The organism is Arthrobacter saudimassiliensis (genome assembly GCF_059090665.1).
In genome coordinates, this window is record NZ_JBNHFX010000002.1 from 144,345 (window position 1) to 162,078 (window position 17,734).

The 17,734-nt window shown below is 70.8% G+C and carries 13 protein-coding genes; 5 read left to right on the plus strand and 8 right to left on the minus strand.

What is annotated here, in order from left to right; all coding sequences use genetic code 11:
- Positions 1–228 precede the first annotated feature (228 nt).
- The gene (locus AC5RV6_RS07900; protein WP_494006764.1) at positions 229–687 is read left to right on the plus strand and encodes an RDD family protein; all 459 of its coding nucleotides are present in this window, start codon (positions 229–231) and stop codon (positions 685–687) included.
- 134 nt (positions 688–821) lie between these two features.
- Here AC5RV6_RS07900 and AC5RV6_RS07905 read toward each other — a convergent pair whose 3' ends face one another.
- From AC5RV6_RS07905 to lipB, 3 genes are all read right to left on the minus strand, one after another.
- A complete protein-coding gene (locus AC5RV6_RS07905) occupies positions 822–1,571 on the minus strand; it encodes a DUF4191 domain-containing protein (protein ID WP_494006765.1) in 750 nt (249 codons plus the stop codon).
- A 141-nt stretch (positions 1,572–1,712) separates the two neighbouring features.
- Complete coding sequence (gene lipA / locus AC5RV6_RS07910; protein WP_494006766.1) at positions 1,713–2,717, minus strand: lipoyl synthase; 1,005 nt, start codon at positions 2,715–2,717, stop codon at positions 1,713–1,715.
- The gene (gene lipB / locus AC5RV6_RS07915; RefSeq protein ID WP_494006767.1) at positions 2,714–3,397 is read right to left on the minus strand and encodes a lipoyl(octanoyl) transferase LipB; all 684 of its coding nucleotides are present in this window, start codon (positions 3,395–3,397) and stop codon (positions 2,714–2,716) included. The genes lipA and lipB overlap by 4 nt, the downstream gene beginning before the upstream one ends.
- 108 nt (positions 3,398–3,505) lie before the next feature.
- On the opposite strand from lipB, the gene AC5RV6_RS07920 reads away from it, so the two are divergent.
- Both AC5RV6_RS07920 and AC5RV6_RS07925 read left to right on the plus strand, forming a co-directional pair.
- Positions 3,506–5,278 carry a serine/threonine-protein kinase gene (locus tag AC5RV6_RS07920; RefSeq protein ID WP_494006768.1) on the plus strand — a complete coding sequence of 591 codons (1,773 nt, stop codon included), beginning with the start codon at positions 3,506–3,508 and terminating at the stop codon, positions 5,276–5,278.
- 37 nt (positions 5,279–5,315) lie between these two features.
- Positions 5,316–8,828, plus strand: coding sequence for a S41 family peptidase (locus AC5RV6_RS07925; RefSeq protein WP_494006769.1), 3,513 nt, complete (start codon positions 5,316–5,318; stop codon positions 8,826–8,828).
- Here AC5RV6_RS07925 and AC5RV6_RS07930 read toward each other — a convergent pair.
- The 5 genes from AC5RV6_RS07930 to AC5RV6_RS07950 form a co-directional block, all read right to left on the minus strand.
- Positions 8,825–9,253, minus strand: a complete 429-nt coding sequence (locus AC5RV6_RS07930; protein WP_494006770.1) for an OsmC family protein — start codon at positions 9,251–9,253, stop codon at positions 8,825–8,827. The genes AC5RV6_RS07925 and AC5RV6_RS07930 overlap by 4 nt on opposite strands.
- Positions 9,254–9,492: 239 nt before the next feature.
- A complete protein-coding gene (locus tag AC5RV6_RS07935; RefSeq protein WP_494006771.1) occupies positions 9,493–9,843 on the minus strand; it encodes a hypothetical protein in 351 nt (116 codons plus the stop codon).
- Between the two features lie 158 nt (positions 9,844–10,001).
- Positions 10,002–11,759, minus strand: coding sequence for a 2-oxoglutarate dehydrogenase, E2 component, dihydrolipoamide succinyltransferase (gene sucB, locus AC5RV6_RS07940; protein ID WP_494006772.1), 1,758 nt, complete (start codon positions 11,757–11,759; stop codon positions 10,002–10,004).
- Between the two features lie 108 nt (positions 11,760–11,867).
- The gene (gene lpdA, locus AC5RV6_RS07945; RefSeq protein ID WP_494006773.1) at positions 11,868–13,250 is read right to left on the minus strand and encodes a dihydrolipoyl dehydrogenase; all 1,383 of its coding nucleotides are present in this window, start codon (positions 13,248–13,250) and stop codon (positions 11,868–11,870) included.
- Positions 13,251–13,452: 202 nt separating this feature from the next.
- On the minus strand, positions 13,453–14,976 hold the full coding sequence (locus AC5RV6_RS07950; RefSeq protein ID WP_494006774.1) for a leucyl aminopeptidase: 1,524 nt from the start codon (positions 14,974–14,976) through the stop codon (positions 13,453–13,455).
- Positions 14,977–15,252: 276 nt separating this feature from the next.
- On the opposite strand from AC5RV6_RS07950, the gene AC5RV6_RS07955 reads away from it, so the two are divergent.
- On the plus strand, positions 15,253–16,281 hold the full coding sequence (locus AC5RV6_RS07955) for a proteasome assembly chaperone family protein (RefSeq protein ID WP_494006775.1): 1,029 nt from the start codon (positions 15,253–15,255) through the stop codon (positions 16,279–16,281).
- 27 nt (positions 16,282–16,308) lie between these two features.
- Positions 16,309–17,643: an MFS transporter gene (locus AC5RV6_RS07960; RefSeq protein WP_494006776.1), complete on the plus strand. Its 1,335-nt coding sequence runs from the start codon at positions 16,309–16,311 to the stop codon at positions 17,641–17,643.
- Positions 17,644–17,734 lie beyond the last annotated feature (91 nt).

Genomic DNA, 17,734 nt, shown 5'->3' on the forward strand with positions numbered 1-17,734 from the left:
AGGTGCGCCCTGTGGCGGGGCCTCCGGCGGCCGGACGGGACGGCCGCCCTGCGCTTGAACAGCACTCTATGGGCCGCCGATTTCCCGTCCATGACGCATGTGTTTCCGGGACGTTACGGTGAACCGGGTTCTTTTTCCACCCTATCGCGGAACGCCCAGCAACCTGATAAAAGGTCGCCGGCCCGGCCCGGGCAGCCCCGGCACGGCCATCGCGGGTAGGCTTAAACGGTGGTTGACAGAAGAGACATCGGCTCCTGGCTGCAGGGCCCGCCGACAGATGAATCGCAATGGCCCGGCCGCAGGCTCGGCCTGCCGCCCACCGGTCCGGGATCAATCGCCCGGGTCGGGCCCCGGGTGGGAGCGCTGGCCGTGGACTGGGCGCTGGCCTCCCTGATCGCCTATGCCTTCTTTGGCGGAACCGAGATCTCCATCCTCGTGGTGTTCGCGGTGGAGCAGATCCTGCTGGTCGGCCTGCTGGGCTTCAGCGTCGGCCACCGCATCTTCGGCATGCAGGTGCAGAAACTCAGCGGCGGCCCGGCCGGCCCCCTGGCCGGCGTGGTCCGGACGCTGCTGCTCTGCCTCGTGGTGCCGGCGCTGATCTTCGACGCCGACCAGCGCGGCCTGCACGACCGGGCGATGGGCACCGTGCTCGTCAAGGTCGACTTCCGCCGCCGCTCCGGCTCCTGATCCGCGCGGCCGGTACCGTTCCGGCCGCGCGCCGGCGTCCGCCGTCGCACATCCCACCTTCGAATCCTGCACATAACGCGGAAGGCCCCCCGGAGAAATCCGGGGGGCCTTCCGCGTTTGACGACGGCGGGCGATCAGCGTCCGCGCATGGCCCGGCGGTCGGGGCGGGCCTTGTACGGGTCGATGCCCTTGGGGATCGGAAGCTTGCTGCCCAGGGCCGCCAGGCGCTTGTTGACGGCCTGGACCTCCTGCTTGGTCAGGGCCTTGTCCATCTTCTTCATCTTCTTGGCGACCTGCTGCAGCGGCACCTGGTTCTCGCCGCGGCCGGTCTGGATGACGTGGACCGGAACGTTCGGCACGATGCGGGACATGCGCCGCCGTTCGCCGTCGACCAGGGTCCGCACACGGGTTGCGGGCCCCTCGGTCACCAGGACGATGCCCGGCCGGCCGATGGCACGGAAGACCGCGTCCTGGCTGCGGGGGTTGACCGCCACGGGCTGCTCCTCCACGATCCAGCCGCGGCGCAGCACGCTCAGCGATGCGCCGGCGGCGCCGGGACGGCCTTCAAGCTGGCCGAAGGCGGCGCGCTCGGCGCGGCGGGAGAGCACCAGCATGGCTCCGAGCAGGCCCAGCGGGATCGCGATGATGAGCATCGTGATCCAGTTGTTGATCAGCAGGCCAATCAGCAGGCCCACGGCGACGACGCCTAGGAACACGCCCACCATGATCCAGACCAGGTTCGGGTCGTTCCGGCGCGTCATCCGGAAGATGTCGCCCATCTGCTTGAACCGGCCCGGTTCCTTGTTCTTCTTCTCCTTGGGCTTGCGGGAGAAGACGCCGCGGCGGGGAGTCTTGGATGCGTCGGGGTCAGTGCTGTTGGCCATAATGCGTCAATTCTACGTGATGGTGCCGGGGCCCGACGGCAGCATCAAGCTTGCGCCGGGCCCGACGGCGGGGGCGGGCGGAACGGTCAGGAGGGGACGGGCGGACGACGGCGGGCAGCCCCGGCGCGGAGCCGGGCGGACTCAGCGCCGGGCCAGGACCGAGGAGGCCTCCTGCAGGGTGGTGCCGGCGTCTTCGATGTGCGCCAGATGCGCGGGCAGCTCCAGGCCCTTGCGGCGCATGGCGGTGGCCCAGAGACGGCCGGCACGGTAGGACGAGCGCACCAGGGGTCCGCTCATGACGCCGAGGAATCCCATCTCCAGCGCTTCGTCACGAAGCTCGACGAACTCCTCGGGCTTCACCCAGCGGTCCACCGGCAAGTGCCGTTCGCTGGGCCGCAGGTACTGGGTGATGGTGAGCAGGTCGCAGCCGGCCGCCTGCAGGTCGCGCATCGCTTCGGAGAGCTCTTCGCGGGTCTCGCCCATGCCGAGGATCAGGTTGGACTTGGTGACCATGCCGAGCTTCTGTCCCTGCGTGATGACGTCCAGGGACCGTTCATAGCGGAACGCGGGCCGGATGCGCTTGAACAGCCGCGGCACCGTCTCGACGTTGTGGGCGAAGACCTCCGGGGCGGCGTCACAGATGGCCTGGATGTGCTCGGGACGGCCGGAGAAGTCCGGGATCAGGATCTCGACGCCGGTGCCGGGGTTCAGTTCGTGGATCCTGCGGATGGTCTCGGCGTAGAGCCAGACCCCTTCGTCGGCCAGGTCGTCACGGGCGACGCCGGTGACCGTCGCGTAGCGCAGGTTCATGGACTGCACGGAGCGGGCCACCTTCAGCGGCTCCAGCAGGTCGACGGGGGAGGGCTTGCCGGTGTCGATCTGGCAGAAGTCGCAGCGCCGGGTGCATTCGGAGCCGCCGATGAGGAACGTGGCCTCACGGTCCTCCCAGCATTCGAAGATGTTGGGGCAGCCTGCTTCCTCGCAGACGGTGTGCAGGCCCTCCTGCTTCACCTGCTGCTTGAGTTCGACGTACTCCGGGCCCAGGTGCACCTTGGCCTTGATCCATTCCGGCTTGCGCTCCACCGGCACGGCTGAGTTGCGCTGTTCAATCCGCAGCATGCGGCGGCCCTCGGGGGCGATGGTCATGGCGTGGCTCCTTCCAGCGGCGCGCCGGCGCCGGTGAGCCGCGCGCTGCGCAGGCTCAGTTCGTGTTCGACCCGGGGGAGGACGTCCGCCGGGGTGACGGTGCGGCCGAGCTCGGCCGACAGGGAGGTGGTGCCGGCATCGGTGATGCCGCAGGCGATGATCTGGGCGTACGGTGCCAGGTCGTTGCTGCAGTTCAGGGAGAACCCGTGCATGGTCACGCCGTGGTCGATCCGGATGCCGATGGCGGCGATCTTCCGGTCCGCGGCGCCGTCGACGCCGCGGATCCACACGCCGGAGCGCCCGGCTATGCGTTCCCCGGACAGACCGTAGCCGGCCAGGACCGCAATGAGGGCGTCTTCCAGCGTGTCGACGTAGTCGGCCACCCTCGCCGGGTCCGCCAGCCGCACGATCGGGTAGCCGACGAGCTGGCCCGGACCGTGCCAGGTGAGCTTGCCGCCGCGGTCGACGTTGACCACCGGAGTGCCGTCAAAGGGGCGCTCATGCGGCTCCGTCCGCCTGCCCGCCGTATAGACGGCGGCGTGCTCCAAAAGCAGCACGGTGTCGGGGGCATCGTCCGCCAGCACGGCGGCGTGCAGCCGCCGCTGGTGTTCCCAGCCCTCCAGGTAATCCACGAAGTTCGGATCCAGCCCGATGCGCGAGAACTCCAATGCCATGCGCAACAGCCTAGACCCCTTTGCGGCATGGATCACCCTTCTTACGCTGAGCCGCGCCCGGCCTACTTGTGGACAGGCCCGGCAGCGCGGATTCCGATGCGCTAAACATGGCGCATGGACTCTCCCGGACACCGTTCCCATGCCGCTTCGGCCGGGGCCGACAGGCCGTCGTCGGCGGTCTCCGCCGTTGAGGCCCCGGTGCCTCCGGATCCCGGCCCCGGACTGCGGGTCCGCCGATATCTGGGCGCCGGATCGGCGGGCCGGGTCTGGCTTGTGGAGGGCCCCGGCGGACCTGCCGCCCTCAAAGTGGGGCTCCGGACGGCGGGGGATGCCGCGACGTTCGAGATCCGCCGTGAGGCCAACGTCCTGTCCCGGTACCGGCACGAAAACCTGCTGCGCATCGAGGGCATCCTCGATACCGACCAGGGCCCGGCCCTGCTGCTTGAATATGCTGCCGGCGGCAGTGCGGCCGCCATGGTGTCCGCGCGCGGGTCCCTGCCGGTGGGCGAGGCCGTGACGGTGCTGGTGGGCATCGCCCAGGCCCTCGCCTGCCTCCACGGGCAGGGTGCGGCGCACGGTGACGTCTCGCCGTCGAACGTGCTTTTTGATGCCGAGGGCCGTCCGCTGCTGGCGGACCTGGGGGCCGTCCGCCTGCTCGGAGCCGGCCAGGCCCCGGCCGGCACCCCGGGGTTCGAGGATCCGGCGGCCCAGGACGGACCCCTGCTGAACCTTGCCTCCGACGTCTTCGCCCTCTGCGCGGTGGGCTGGTACCTGCTCACGGGGGCGCCCCCGCCGCCCGGGAAACGCAGGGCTCCGCTGCCCGTGCTGCGGCCCGACGTGCCGGTCCAGCTGGCTGCGGCCTTGGAGTCGGGCCTGGCCGAAGACCCGCGGCAGCGTCCCGGAGCCGATGAACTGGCCCGCCTGGTCTACGCCGCGGCACCTCCCGCGCCGCTGGATCTGGTTCCGGGAGCCCATGTGAGCGAACTGCCGATCCTGCGCACCCGGCACCGGCGTCCCTCGGCGGAACCGCGCCGGCGGGGCCTGCGCCGGCTGCGGGAGCGGCTGGCCGGGTACGGCGGCGCCCCGCATCCCTGGCGGAGGGGACGGCGATGGTGGCGGACGTCATCCGGGCCCCGTGTAGGCAGCAGGGCGCTTCTGGTCGCGGCAACGGGCGCCGCTGCCGTCGTGGTGTTGCTGGCCGTCGTCGCGGTGACGGCCCCCGGGCTGCTGGGCGGTCCCGGAGATTCCATGTCGCGGGATGCCGTACAGCCGCGTCCGGCGGCGGTGCGGGGAACCGCCGCACCGGGACCGGACGCGCCGCCGCAGGCCGGCGAAGCGACGGAGACCCGGCCGCGGGCCGGCGGCCCGGATCCCCGGGACCCCGCGACCGCCGGTCCTGACGCCGGCATGCCGGAAGTCGGCGCCTCGGCAGGCAGCCCCCCGGAGGACCCGTCCCCGGCGGGCGGCGGCCCGGCGCCGGCCGCGTCCGCCGGGGGGCCGGCGGATCCCGCCAGCGCGGTGGCCGAGCTGGCGCGGCTCCGGATGCAGGCCCTTGCCTCGGCGGACGCCTCGGCGCTCGGGCGGGTCAACGAGCCGGACTCGCCGGCGATGAAGGCCGACGCCGCCCAGGTGGAGCGGCTGCAGGCCGCTGGCCGCCGCCTCGTTCCCGCCGGGGAACCGGAGGTCCTGGCCGTGGAGGTGCTGCAGCGCGACGCCGGTGCAGCGCTGGTCCGGCTGGAACTGTCGGTCCCGGGATGGGAGGAGCGGGACCTGGCCGGAGCAGCGGTACGGACCCCGGCGGGGCCGGTCACCCAGCGGATTGTCCTGCAGCTGGTGCAGGGAGAGGGGGGGTGGCTGATCCGCGACGTGTTCCCGGACGCGCCCTGACCGGGCCGCGGGTGCACCGGCCGATAGGATCGGTTTCATGAGCCCACTTCCCTATCTGCGATACCCGCACCTGCACGACGGCCTGGTGACCTTCGTGGCCGAGAACGACGTCTGGCTCGCCCCGGTGGGCGGCGGACGTGCCTGGCGCCTCTCGGCCCTGCAGCTTCCGGCCGCAAATCCGCGCTTCTCGCCGGACGGCAGCACGATCGCGTGGACGGTCATCCAGGGCAGCGCCCCCGAGGTGGTCTCGGCAGACGTTGAAGGAGGGCAGTTCCGCCAGCTCACGTTCTGGGGCACCCCGAACACCCGGGTCAGGGGCTTCACCCCGGCCGGCCACGTCCTGGCCACCAGCCCGGCAGGCCACGAGGACCGCCGGCTGCCCCGTGCCTACGAGGTTCCGCTGGACGGCTCCGCGCCGCGCCTGCTGCCCTTCGGGCCGGCGGACACCGTGGTGCACGGTCCCGCGGTGGGCGATGAGCGTCCCGTCCTCGTCGGCACCGTCATCACCCGGGAGCAGGCCTGGTGGAAGCGCTACCGCGGCGGAACCGCCGGGCGGCTCTGGATCGACCGCGACGGCAGCGGTGAATTCGTCCGGCTGGTGCCGGAGCTCGACGGCAACCTCTCCGATCCGATGTGGATCGGCGACAGGATCGCCTTCCTGTCCGACCATGAGGGCTACGGCAACCTCTATTCCGTGACTCCGCAGGGCGGGGACCTGCGGCGGCATACCGACTTCGACGGCTTCTACGCGCGGCACGCCGCGACCGACGGCCGCCGCATCGTATTCGAGTCCGCGGGCCGGATCTGGCTGCTTGACTCGCTCGACGCCGAAGCCCGGGTGCTGGACATCCGCCTGGGCTCCGCGGCCACCGGACGCCGGCCCCGCCCGCTGGACGTCGCCGCGCACCTCGCCGGCGTGGTTCCGGCCGCGGACGGAACGGCCAGCGTCGTGGAAAGCCACGGCACGCTTCACTGGCTGACCCACCGCGACGGACCGTCGCGCACCATCGAGGCGACCCCGGGCGTGCGGGCACGGCTGGGCCGGCCCCTGGGCGGAGACCGGACCGTGTTCGTCTCCGACCACGACGGCGTGGAAACCCTGTGCATAGCCCCGCTGTTCGACGCCGCGCCGGCCCGGCCCGCGACGGCGGCCGACGACGCCGTCCAGGCGCCGCCCGCACCGGCGGCGGAAACCGGGGAGGAGGAACTGCCCCTGCCCAAGCCGGTTGCCGCTTCCTCCGGACTGCCGCGCACCCTGCCCGCCGCTGAAGCCGCCGCCGGGTCCGGCGCAGCGGCAGCTGACGGGGACCGCTCCGATGAGGCATCCGGGCAGCAGGCGACGGAAGCCATCGGGGCGGCTGCCGCCCCTGAGGCGCAGCAGCAGGGCCCGCGCAGGTTCCCGCTGCCGGCACCCACCCGGATCGCCGCGCTGGCGGTTGCTCCGGACGCTTCCCGGGTGGCCGCCGGAACCGAGCAGGGCCAGGTGCTGCTGCTCGACGTCGCCGACGGCTCCTTCACCGAACTGGCCGCAACCGCCGGGGGAGCGGTCACCGATCTGGCATTCTCGCCGGACGCCCGATGGCTGACGTGGGCCGAGCCGGTGGCGGGCACCGAGCGCACCCGCATCCGGCTGCAGCCGGTGGACGGCTCCGGCGACGCCGTTGACGTCACGGACGGCCGGTTCGCGGACCATTCGCCGTCGTTCACCCGCGACGGGAAGTTCCTTGCCTTCCTCTCCGAGCGCAGCTTCGATCCGGTGTACGACACGCACCGGTTCGACCTGAGCTTCCCGTCGTCCACCAAGCCCTACCTGGCGGCCCTGGCCGCGGACACGCCGTCGCCGTTCGGTCCCTCCGTCCACCCGGCTCCGCCGGCGGTGCAGGAACCGGGTGCCGCCTCCGACGACCCCGCCGCCGGAGACGGGAAGCCGGAACCGGTCCGGGTGGATCCCGCCAACATCGCCGACCGCATCATCCCCGTGCCCGTGGCCCAGGGGCGCTACAACAGCCTCACCGCGGTCGACGGCGGGCTGCTGTGGCTCGCGCGCGAGAGCAGCGGAACCACCGGCGAGGGCCGTGCACGCCCGCAGGACCGGGACCCCGCGGCCCGGCTGGAACGGTTCGACCTGGCCCGCCGCGAAACCACCGTCCTGGTGCCGGCTGCAGACTCCTATGAAGTCAGCGCGGACGGAAAGACCGTTGTGCTGGTGCACGAGCGTCGGGTGCGCGCGGTGCCGGCCGCCGCACCGGTTGACGCGGATTCGCCGGAGAACGTGGATGTCGACCTGGGCCGCATCCGGGTCCTGCTGGATCCCGCCGCCGTCTGGGGGCAGGAGTTCGACGAGGCCTGGCGCCTGCAGCGTGACTTCTTCTGGGCCGAGGACATGGCCGGCATCGACTGGGACGCGGTCCGGGACCGCTACCGCCCGCTGCTTGAGCAGATCGGCTCGCACGACGACCTCGTCGACGTGCTCTGGGAGATGCACGGAGAACTTGGCACCTCGCACGCGTACGTGACTCCCCGGCCCGCCGGGGAGCGGGGATACACCGGCCAGGGCTTCCTCGGGGCCGACCTGCACCGCACCGGGCGCGGGTGGGAAGTGCAGCGGGTGCTGGCCTCCGAGGGCTCGGATCCCCAGGCGGTGTCGCCGCTGAGCGCCCCCGGGGCCGACGTCCATCCGGGCGACGTCATCGAGGCTGTGGACGGCGTGGCCGTGCCGGCTGCCCAGGGGCCGGCGGCCCTGCTCGTCAACGCCGCCGGGCGCACCGTGGAGCTGACGGTCCGACGGCCCGGCGACGGCACGGTACGCCGGATCGCGGTGGTGCCGGTCGGCAGCGAGGAGCGGCTGCGCTACCAGAACTGGGTCCACGGCAACCGGCGCGTGGTCCGGGAGGCCTCCGACGGCAGCTTCGGCTACCTGCACGTCCCCGACATGACGGCCAACGGGTGGGCGCAGCTGCACCGCGACCTTGACGCGGAGACGGCCAAGGACGCCCTGGTCATCGACGTGCGCCGCAACCGCGGCGGACACACCTCCCAGCTGGTGGCGGAGCTGATCGGCCGCAAGGTCAACGCGTGGACCTTCCCGCGCGGACAGGAACCGACCTCCTACCCCTCCCACGCCCCGCGCGGGCCCGTGGTGGTCCTGGTCGACGAGTTCGCCGGATCCGACGGCGACATCATCACCCAGATCGTGAAGCTGCGCGGGATCGGCCCGGTCATCGGCACCCGGACCTGGGGCGGCGTCGTCGGCATCGACAACCGTTTCGCGCTGGCGGACGGCACGGTGGTGAACCAGCCCCGCTACGCCTACTGGTTCAGCGGCGGAGCCGGCTTCGGCGTGGAGAACCGTGGCGTGGAGCCGGACATCGAGGTGGCGTTCCCGCCGCACGCGTGGGCGGCGGGGGAGGACCCGCAGCTGGAGCAGGGCGTGGCCATCCTCAAGGAAATGCTCTCGGAACTGCCGACGGACCGCCCGCCGGCACGTTCAGGCTATCCGTCGCTGCGGCCGCCGGCGCTTGGGCCGCGGCCGCAGGACGGCAGGGCCTAGGACTCGAGGCTGGCGTCGAGGGTGATCTCGACGCCGGCCAGGGCCTGGGAGACGGGGCAGCCGGCCTTGGCGTTCTCGGCCAGGTCGAGGAACTGCTCGGCGCTGATGCCCGGCACGACCGCCGAGACCGTCAGGTGGCTGCCGGTGATGCCGGTGCCGGGTACGAAGCTGACCTTCGCGTCGGTGGTGATCCGCTCGGCGGTCCTGCCGGCTTCGGCCAGCGCGTTGCTGAAGGCCATGGAGAAGCAGGCGGAGTGGGCGGCGGCGATCAGCTCCTCGGGGCTGGTCTTCCCGCCGGATTCCTCGGCGCGTGCCTTCCATGTGACGTCGTAGGTGCCCAGCCCCGAGCTGTCCAGGGTGACGTCGCCCTTGCCCTTGAACAGGTCGCCGTTCCAGACGGTGTGGGCCGATCGGACTGTAGCCATGATGCTCCTTAGTCGGGGGACGTGGTGCCGGCACCGGGACCGGCGTCACATTTCATCCTAGGGGCGGCGCCCGCGGAGCATCCAGACCGCCGGCCCGGAAGCGGCGGCCCTCCGCGGAGCGGTGCTGCCCGGGCCATCGGCAGGGAGGCGATTCCGTGCCTGCTCAAGGGGCAGGCCCGTTAAACGGGCAGGGCCCCTGCCGCGGCGCGGCAGGGGCCCTGGAGCAGACCGTTGATGGACTAGTTCCACATGGTGGCGAGGGCGACGTTGACCACGGTGAGGATGCCGACGCCGTTGGCCATGCCCTTGCCGACGGGCTGGTCCTTCTTGTAGCGCCGCTGGCCGATGAAGGCCATGACGGCGATGACCAGGGCGATCAGGAGCTTGACGCCTACCTTCATGTGGTTGACCGCGCCGTCGCCCATCTCGTTCAGGCCCACGAGCAGAATGCCGGTCACCAGCTGCAGCAGCGCGGCGTGGAACTGGCCGGGGACCACGGTGGGGTTCTTGATGCGGGCGATCCAGAGGCCGACAATGAGGCCGGCACCGAGGATGTGCAGGAAGACAAGGAAGCTGTGAAGGAAGTCCATGCCTCCAGCTTACCGACGCGGTGTTGGCATTTCCGAATCCGTCGGATAACAGTTCTACAACACGTAGAAGTATCTGGGGAAGATACGGAAAAGGGCCGGCCGGACACTCCACTGGGGAGTGCCTGACCGGCCCTTCAGCTTTGCAGCTGCCCTAAAAGCTACAGACCGAGGTCCGCGGAGAAGTTGCCCTCCTCAAGGCGTGCCTTCAGCGTCTGCAGGAACCGGCCCGCATCCGCCCCGTCCACCAGGCGGTGGTCGTACGTCAGCGAAAGGTACATCATCGACCGGATGGCGATGGTGTCATTGCCGTCCGCATCCTGGATGACCATCGGGCGCTTGACGATCGCACCGGTGCCCAGGATGCCCACCTGCGGCTGGTTGATGATCGGGGTGTCGAACAGGGCGCCGACGCTTCCGATGTTGGTGATCGTGAAGGTGCCGCCGGAGAGCTCGTCCGGGCCGATCTTGTTGCTGCGGGTGCGTGCCCCGACGTCGGCGATCTTCTTGGCCAGGCCGGTGATGTTCAGGTCGCCGGCGTCGTTGATCACCGGAACCAGCAGGCCCTTCTCGGTGTCCACCGCGATCGCCAGGTGCTCGGCGTCGTGGTAGGTGATCTCCTGGCTCTCGGCGTCGTAGGACGCGTTGAGCTTCGGGTGCTGCTTCAGCGCCTCGACCACAGCCTTGGCGATGAACGGAAGGAAGGTCAGCTTCGCCCCGTTCTGCGCCTGGAAGTTCGCCTTGGCGGCGTCGCGCAGCTTGGCGATGCGGGTCATGTCGACCTCGTGCACCTGGGTCAGCTGAGCGGACTCCTCGAGGGACTCCATCATGCGGCGGGCGATGGTCTGCCGAATACGCGGAGCCTTGACCGTGGTGCCGCGCAGCTTCGAGGCCTCGGCGCTCGGAGCGGCTGCAGCGGGTGCCTTGGACTGCGCAGCGGCAGCCGGTTCGGCCTGCTTGGCCTTCGCGGCTTCGGCGGCGTCCAGCACGTCCTGCTTGCGGATGCGGCCGGCCACGCCGGAGCCCTTGACGGTGGACAGGTCCACGCCGTGCTCGTTGGCGAGCTTGCGCACCAGCGGAGTCACGTAGGTGCCCTCCGACCGGTCGCCCGAATCCTGCTTCGGGGCCTCCTGCTTGGGCGCTTCCTGCTTGGGAGCCTCCTGCTTCGGAGCCTCCTGCTTGGGAGCCTCCTGCTTCGGGGCCTCCTGCTTGGGCTCGGGCTCAGCGGCGGGAGCCTCGCGCTCGTCCTTGGACGCCGCGGCCACCGGCTCGGCTTCCTTCGGCTCGGCCTTGGCGGGGGCGCCCGCGCCGGAGCCGATCACCGCGAGGACGGAACCGACCTCGGCCGTCTCGTCTTCGGCAACCTTGATCTCCAGCAGCTTGCCGGCCACGGGGGAGGGGATCTCGGTGTCGACCTTGTCGGTGGAGACCTCCAGCAGCGGCTCGTCGACGGCGACGTCGTCGCCGACCTGCTTCAGCCAGCGGGTGACAGTGCCCTCGGTCACCGACTCGCCCAGTGCGGGGAGGGTGACGTCGGTGCCGTCGGCGGAGCCGGATGCGGATGCTTCCTGGGCGGGAGCCTCCTCCGCTGCGGGCTCGGGCGTCTCCTCGGCGGGAGCCTCCTGGGCCGGGGCCTCCTGGTTGGCGGCGCTGCCGCCGTCGTCCTTGGCCTCGGAGCCGGAGCCGTCGCCGATGCGCACCAGCGGGGCACCGACTTCGGCGGTCTCGTCCTCGGCCACCAGGATTTCCTCGATGACGCCGGCCACGGGGGACGGAATCTCGGTGTCGACCTTGTCGGTGGACACCTCCAGCAGCGCTTCGTCGACCTCGACGCGGTCGCCGACCTGCTTCAGCCAGCGGGTGACGGTACCCTCGGTGACGCTTTCACCAAGGGCGGGCAAGTTCACGGTTTCAGACATTTCGTCCCCGTCTCTCCTTGTGTAGATCTTCTGTCACCAGCCGTGGCGCTGGTGGCGGTGGTCCTGCAGCCGGCCGGATCAGGCTGATCCGGCCGGCAAACGTCTGTGTCAGCCGTGGAGCGGCTTGCCGGCGAGGGCCATGGCGGCCTCGCCGAGAGCCTCATTCTGGGTCGGGTGGCCGTGGATCAGCCCGGCGATGTCCTCAGGGTACGCTTCCCAGTTCACGATCAGCTGGGCCTCGCCCACCTGCTCGCCCATTCGGCCGCCGATCATGTGGACACCCACGATGGGGCCGTCCTTTTCGCGGACCAGCTTGACCAGGCCGGAGGAGCCGAGGATCGAGGTCTTGCCGTTGCCGGCCAGGTTGTATTCCTGGACCTCGACGTTGCCGTCGCCGTACTTCTCCTTGGCCTTGGGCTCGGTCAGGCCGACCGAGGCGATCTCGGGCTCGCAGTAGGTCACCTTCGGAATGTTGACGTCCTCGACGATCACCGGGTTCAGGCCGGCGATCTCCTCGGCCACGAAGATGCCCTGCTGGAAGCCGCGGTGCGCCAGCTGCAGGCCCGGAACGATGTCGCCGACGGCGTAGATGTTGCCTACGCCGGTGTGCAGACGCTCATTGGTAATAACGAATCCGCGGTCGATGGTGATCCCGGCTTCCTCGAAGCCGAGGTTGGCCGTGACCGGGCCGCGGCCGACGGCGACCAGCAGCAGGTCCGCCTCGAAGGTCTTGCCGTCGGCCAGGGTGACGACGACGCCGTTCTCGTTCTGCTCGACCTTCTCGAAGAAAATGCCGGTGCTGAACTTGATGCCGCGCTTCTTGTAGGCGCGCTCCAGGTTCTTGATGATCGCCGGGTCTTCGTTGGGAACCAGGGAGGGCAGGCCCTCGACGATGGTCACGTCGACGCCGAAGGAGTTCCACACCGAGGCGAACTCGACGCCGATGACGCCGCCGCCGAGGATGACCGCGCTCTTGGGCACGTAGTCCAGGGTCAGCGCCTGGTCGGAGGTGATGACCCGGCCGCCGATCTCGAGGCCCGGCAGGGTGCGGGAGTAGGAGCCCGTGGCCAGGATGATGTTCCTGCCGCGGTAGGCGGTGCCGGCGACCTCGATGGTGTCCTTGCCGGTCAGGCGCCCTTCACCCTCGATGACCGTGATGCCCTTGGACTTCACCAGGCCCTGCAGGCCGCGGAACTTGCCGGCGATGATGCCGTCCTTGTACGCGTTCACTGCAGCCATGTCGACGTCGAGGAAGTTGGCCTTGATGCCGTACTTCTCAGCGGACTTGGCGTTCTCGGCGATCTCCGCCGAGTGCAGGAGCGCCTTGGTGGGGATGCAGCCGTTGTGCAGGCAGGTGCCGCCCAGCTTGGCTTTTTCCACGAGGCCCACGGACATGCCGAGGCCGGCGGCGCGCAGCGCGGCCGCGTAACCGCCGCTGCCTCCCCCGAGGACCAAAATATCGAATTCCTGCTCTGCTGCCTTATCGGCCACGGAAACGCTCCCTCGCGTAATCGAACGACGCGCCGAGGGGCGCGCCTGGTGATTGGTGGGTGGTGATGATCTCGTCTCACCCTATCGCCACGGCCGGGCCTGCTCCACTTGCTGCAGGCCGGGCCGCGGCGATTGTAATGAGAAACACGCGCCACATGAGGCGCACAGGTTGCAGGAGGGCCTGCAGTTGGCGTAACGGGTGCTACTCCGAACGGGCGACGACGTCCTCCGCGTAGGCGACCAGGGTGCGCACCGCGACGCCGGTTCCCTCCTTGGGCGTGTAGCCGTAGGGGGCACCTTCGTTGAAGGCCGGTCCGGCAATGTCCAGGTGCGCCCAGGGGATGGGGCTGCCGCCGGCCTCGCCGACGAATTCGCGCAGGAAGCTGGCCGCGGTCATCATGCCGCCGAAGCGTTCGCCGTGGTTGGAGATGTCTGCGACCTGCGAATCCAGGCTGGCCCGCAGCTCCTCCGGGATCGGCATGGTCCAGAACAGCTCACCCGCGCGGTCCGCAGCTGCCTTGACGGCGTCGCGCACCCCTTCATCGCCCATGACCGCGCTGACCCGGTTGCCGAGGGCGATCATCTGGGCGCCGGTCAGGGTCGCGACGTCGATCAGGGCGTCGGGCTCCTCCTGGCTGGCGGCCACCAGGCCGTCGGCCATGACCAGCCGGCCCTCGGCGTCGGTGTTCAGCACCTCAACGGTCTTGCCGCCGTACATGGTGAGCACATCGGAGGGCCGCTGGGCGGTGCCGGACGGCATGTTCTCGGCAAGGCAGAGCCACGAGGTCACCTTGACGGGCAGCCCGAGCGCGGCGACGGCGAGCACGGCGTTGAGGACGACGGCGGCGCCGGCCATATCGCACTTCATGGTCTGCATCCCGGCCGCCGGCTTCAGCGAGAGTCCGCCGGAGTCGAAGGTGATGCCCTTGCCGACGAGGGCCAGCTTGGCCTTGGCCCTGGCCGGGGCGTATTCGACCTTGACCAGGCGCGGCGGGCGTGAGGACCCCTTGCCGACTCCGAGGATGCCGCCGAAGCCCTCGCGTTCGAGCTTCTTCTCGTCCCAGACGGTGACCTTGACCGGCAGGCCGCGGGCGGCCTCACGGGCCGCCGCCGCGAACGTCTCCGGGTAGAGGTGGCTGGGGGGCTGGTTGACCAGCGTGCGGGTGGAGTTCACGGCCCGGGCCAGGATCCGTGCACGCTCCAGCGCTTCGGGCAGGCCGCGCTCGTCCGCGGCCGGGGTGATGACGGTGATGTCCCGGACCGGGGCGGCGGAGGCGGCGGAGGTGCTGCGGTGCTCGGTGTAGCTGTAGGCGCCGAACAGGGCGCCCTCGGCGATCGCGGCCGCGTCGGCGACGGTGCCGGCGGGCAGGGCCAGGGCGACGGACCCGGTGCCGGCCAGCTGCCGGACGGCGGAGCCGGCGGCACGGCGCAGCGCCTCGGGGCTCAGCTGCACGCCGTTGCTGACGTCCCCCACGCCGACCAGGACGAGCATTTCGGCGTCGACCTCAGGCAGCCCGGGGAGGCGGTGCACCTGGTCAACGGCACCGGTAACGCCCAGCAGGGCGAGGGAACCGGAGAGGGCGGCCGAGGCCTTCGGGGGCAGCGGGCTGTCAATCAGCGCCGGCCCGCCTGCGGCCTTGCCGACTCCGACCACCAGCGCCTGCGCCGGGACCCGGCGGACGTCTTTCGCGGTGACGGACAGAACCGGCTCGTTGGCTTTGCTCACGAAACTACTTCCTCACTTCGTTCGGTGTCTGGTTGCCTTCCCTTCCCGATCGTAGTCCCTCGCCCCGGGCGCCCCGGCAGCCTGCCCCTCCTTCAGCCCGGGCACCCCCGCCGCCGGCCGGCCGGCGGCGGGATGGAATGAAAGACGGCACCGGCGGCGTTTAGTCTGTAATGGAGCGATCAGCAGGCCCGGGACGGTTCCCGGGCGCGGATTTCGGGAGCGGCTGCGCCGCCCGCATGGACCACGTACAGGCACGAAGGCCGGAAAGGGGTAGGAATGCTTGATCCGCAGACCCTGTTCAACATTGATCCGGCAGCGGCCGGTGCCGACGGCGACCTGCGCGGAGCACCGCTGCTGGCCGGCTTCACCGGATTCGCCGACGCCGGCCACGTGGTGTCACAGATCCGCGAGGAGTTGTTCGAAAACCTCGAGCACGAGCTTGTGGCAACGTTCGACGCCGATCAGCTCATTGATTACCGTTCCCGCCGCCCGACCATCACGTTCCTCGAGGACCACCTCGAGGAGTACGAGGCGCCGCGCATCGAACTGCACCGCATGTCGGACGGGCTCGGCGAGCCGTTCCTGTTCCTGACCGGGTTCGAGCCGGACCTGCAGTGGGAACGCTTCACGGCCGCCGTCCTCGAGCTGGTCCGCACCCTCGACGTCGGACTCGTCGCCTGGATCCACTCGGTGCCCATGCCGGTGCCGCACACCCGTCCGATCGGGGTGACCGTGCACGGCAACCGGCCCGACCTCATCGAGGGCATCAGCTCCTGGCGTCCGACCGCGCAGATCCCGGCGTCCATTGGACACCTGCTGGAGCTGCGGCTGGCCGCGGCCGGGATCGACGTCGTCGGGCATGTGGTGCACGTGCCCCACTACCTCGCCGATGCGGAGTTTCCGCCCGCCGCTGTGGCGGGCCTGGAATACCTCGGCGCGACCGCGTCCGTCGTCCTGCCGACCGACCGGCTGCGCGAGGCGGGCCGGGAGATCGAACGGCAGATCGCAGAGCAGGTGGAGGCCTCGGCGGAGGTCAAGGGCGTGGTCACCACCCTTGAGCGGCGCTACGACGAATACACGGAGAGCACCGTGCGCCGCAGCCTGCTGGTGAAGGACAATGACGAGATTGCCGACGCCGAGGAGCTCGGCGCCGCGGCCGAGGCCTTCCTGGCCAGCGCGGCAGGCGCCGCGGAGGCGGCGGAGAGCGGCGAGGCCGGCGGTGCCGGGGCAACGGAGGAAACGGACAGCAGTGGACAGGCGGACAGGGCACACCACGGACCACGCGGCGACGAAACGGGGCGCTGAGATCCGCCGGCCCGCCGGAGGCGGAAGGTGAACACGCGGCGCGCCTGGCTGGTCTGGGGGATCGGCGTCCTGGCCTACATGGCCGCCGTCACGCAGCGCACCAGTTTCGGCGTGGCGGGGCTGGCGGCAACCGACCGCTTCGACGCCTCCGCCTCCGTCCTGTCCGTCTTCACGGTCGTCCAGCTGCTCGTGTACGCCCTGCTGCAGGTGCCGGTCGGCGTCATGGTCGACCGCTACGGCCCCCGGCTGCTCATTGCGGCCGGTGCGGCGCTCATGTTTGCCGGGCAGTTCCAGCTTGCCGCCGCCGATTCGATCGCCGGCGGAATTACCGGGCGGCTGCTCGTCGGAGCCGGCGACGCGCTGACCTTCATCTCCGTCCTGCGCCTGGTGCCCGCCTGGTTCTCCGGCCCGCGCGTGCCGATGCTCACGCAGTGGACCGGCATCATCGGCCAGCTGGGCCAGGTGCTCAGCGCCGTCCCCTTTGCAATGCTGCTGCAGCTCTCCGGCTGGAGCACCGCCTTCATCAGCGCCTCGGCGCTGTCGCTGCTGGCCCTGGTGCTGGTGGCCGCGCTGGTGCGGAACCGCCCCCCGGCCGCCGAGGCTCCCGTGCCGATGCCGCTGCGCCAGACCGGCTCTTCGCTGCTGGCCGCCTGGCGCCATCCCGGCACCCGGCTGGGGTTGTGGACCCACTTCACGATCCAGTTCCCGGGAACCGTGTTCGTCATGATGTGGGGCTACCCCTACCTGGTCAGCGCCGAGGGCGTCGCGCCGTCGACCGCGTCGGCGCTGATGACCGTCTTTGTCATCGTCAGCATCCTGTGCGGCCCCTGGCTGGGATCGTGGGTGGCGCGGCATCCGCTGCGCCGCTCCACGATGGTGCTGCTGATCGCGGGCGCCATGTCGGCCGCCTGGATTGCCGTGCTGCTTCAGCCCGGGCCGGCGCCGCTGTGGCTGCTGACGGTGCTGGTGGCGATGCTCGCGGTCGGCGGACCCGGCTCGATGATCGGCTTCGACTTCGCCCGCACCTACAACCCGGCCAGCCGGCTCGGCACCGCCACCGGGATCGTCAACGTGGGCGGGTTCTTTGCGTCCCTGGTCTCGATGTACCTGATCGGACTGATCCTCGATCTGCTGCTCGCATCGGGCTTCTCCGGGGGCAACCTCTATGAACTGACCTCCTTCCGGATCGCGATGGCCGTGCAGCTGGCGGTTGTCCTCGGGGGAGCCGTGGGCGTGTTGACCACCCGGGGCAAGGTGCGCCGGGCGATGGCCGCCGACGGGCTGCGGCTGCCCCCGCTGCGCGAAGCGCTGGCCCGTGAGCGGGCCCGACGGCGCCAGGCCAGGCTCGACGCCGCCGACTGAGGACGCGCCGGCCCGCCCGTTTCCGGCACCGGGCCCCTGTCCTCCACAGCACGAAGTTCCGGCTCCCTGATACGGGCCGGACGCACAATCC

Excerpts from the sequence above, each read along its gene's own strand:
- AC5RV6_RS07905 (WP_494006765.1), bottom strand. The coding sequence starts at position 1,571 with ATGGCCAACAGCACTGACCCCGACGCATCCAAGACTCCCCGCCGCGGC.
- lipA (WP_494006766.1), bottom strand. The coding sequence starts at position 2,717 with ATGACCATCGCCCCCGAGGGCCGCCGCATGCTGCGGATTGAACAGCGC.
- AC5RV6_RS07920 (WP_494006768.1), top strand. The coding sequence starts at position 3,506 with ATGGACTCTCCCGGACACCGTTCCCATGCCGCTTCGGCCGGGGCCGAC.
- AC5RV6_RS07925 (WP_494006769.1), top strand. The coding sequence starts at position 5,316 with ATGAGCCCACTTCCCTATCTGCGATACCCGCACCTGCACGACGGCCTG.
- AC5RV6_RS07930 (WP_494006770.1), bottom strand. The coding sequence starts at position 9,253 with ATGGCTACAGTCCGATCGGCCCACACCGTCTGGAACGGCGACCTGTTC.
- AC5RV6_RS07935 (WP_494006771.1), bottom strand. The coding sequence starts at position 9,843 with ATGGACTTCCTTCACAGCTTCCTTGTCTTCCTGCACATCCTCGGTGCC.
- sucB (WP_494006772.1), bottom strand. The coding sequence starts at position 11,759 with ATGTCTGAAACCGTGAACTTGCCCGCCCTTGGTGAAAGCGTCACCGAG.
- AC5RV6_RS07955 (WP_494006775.1), top strand. The coding sequence starts at position 15,253 with ATGCTTGATCCGCAGACCCTGTTCAACATTGATCCGGCAGCGGCCGGT.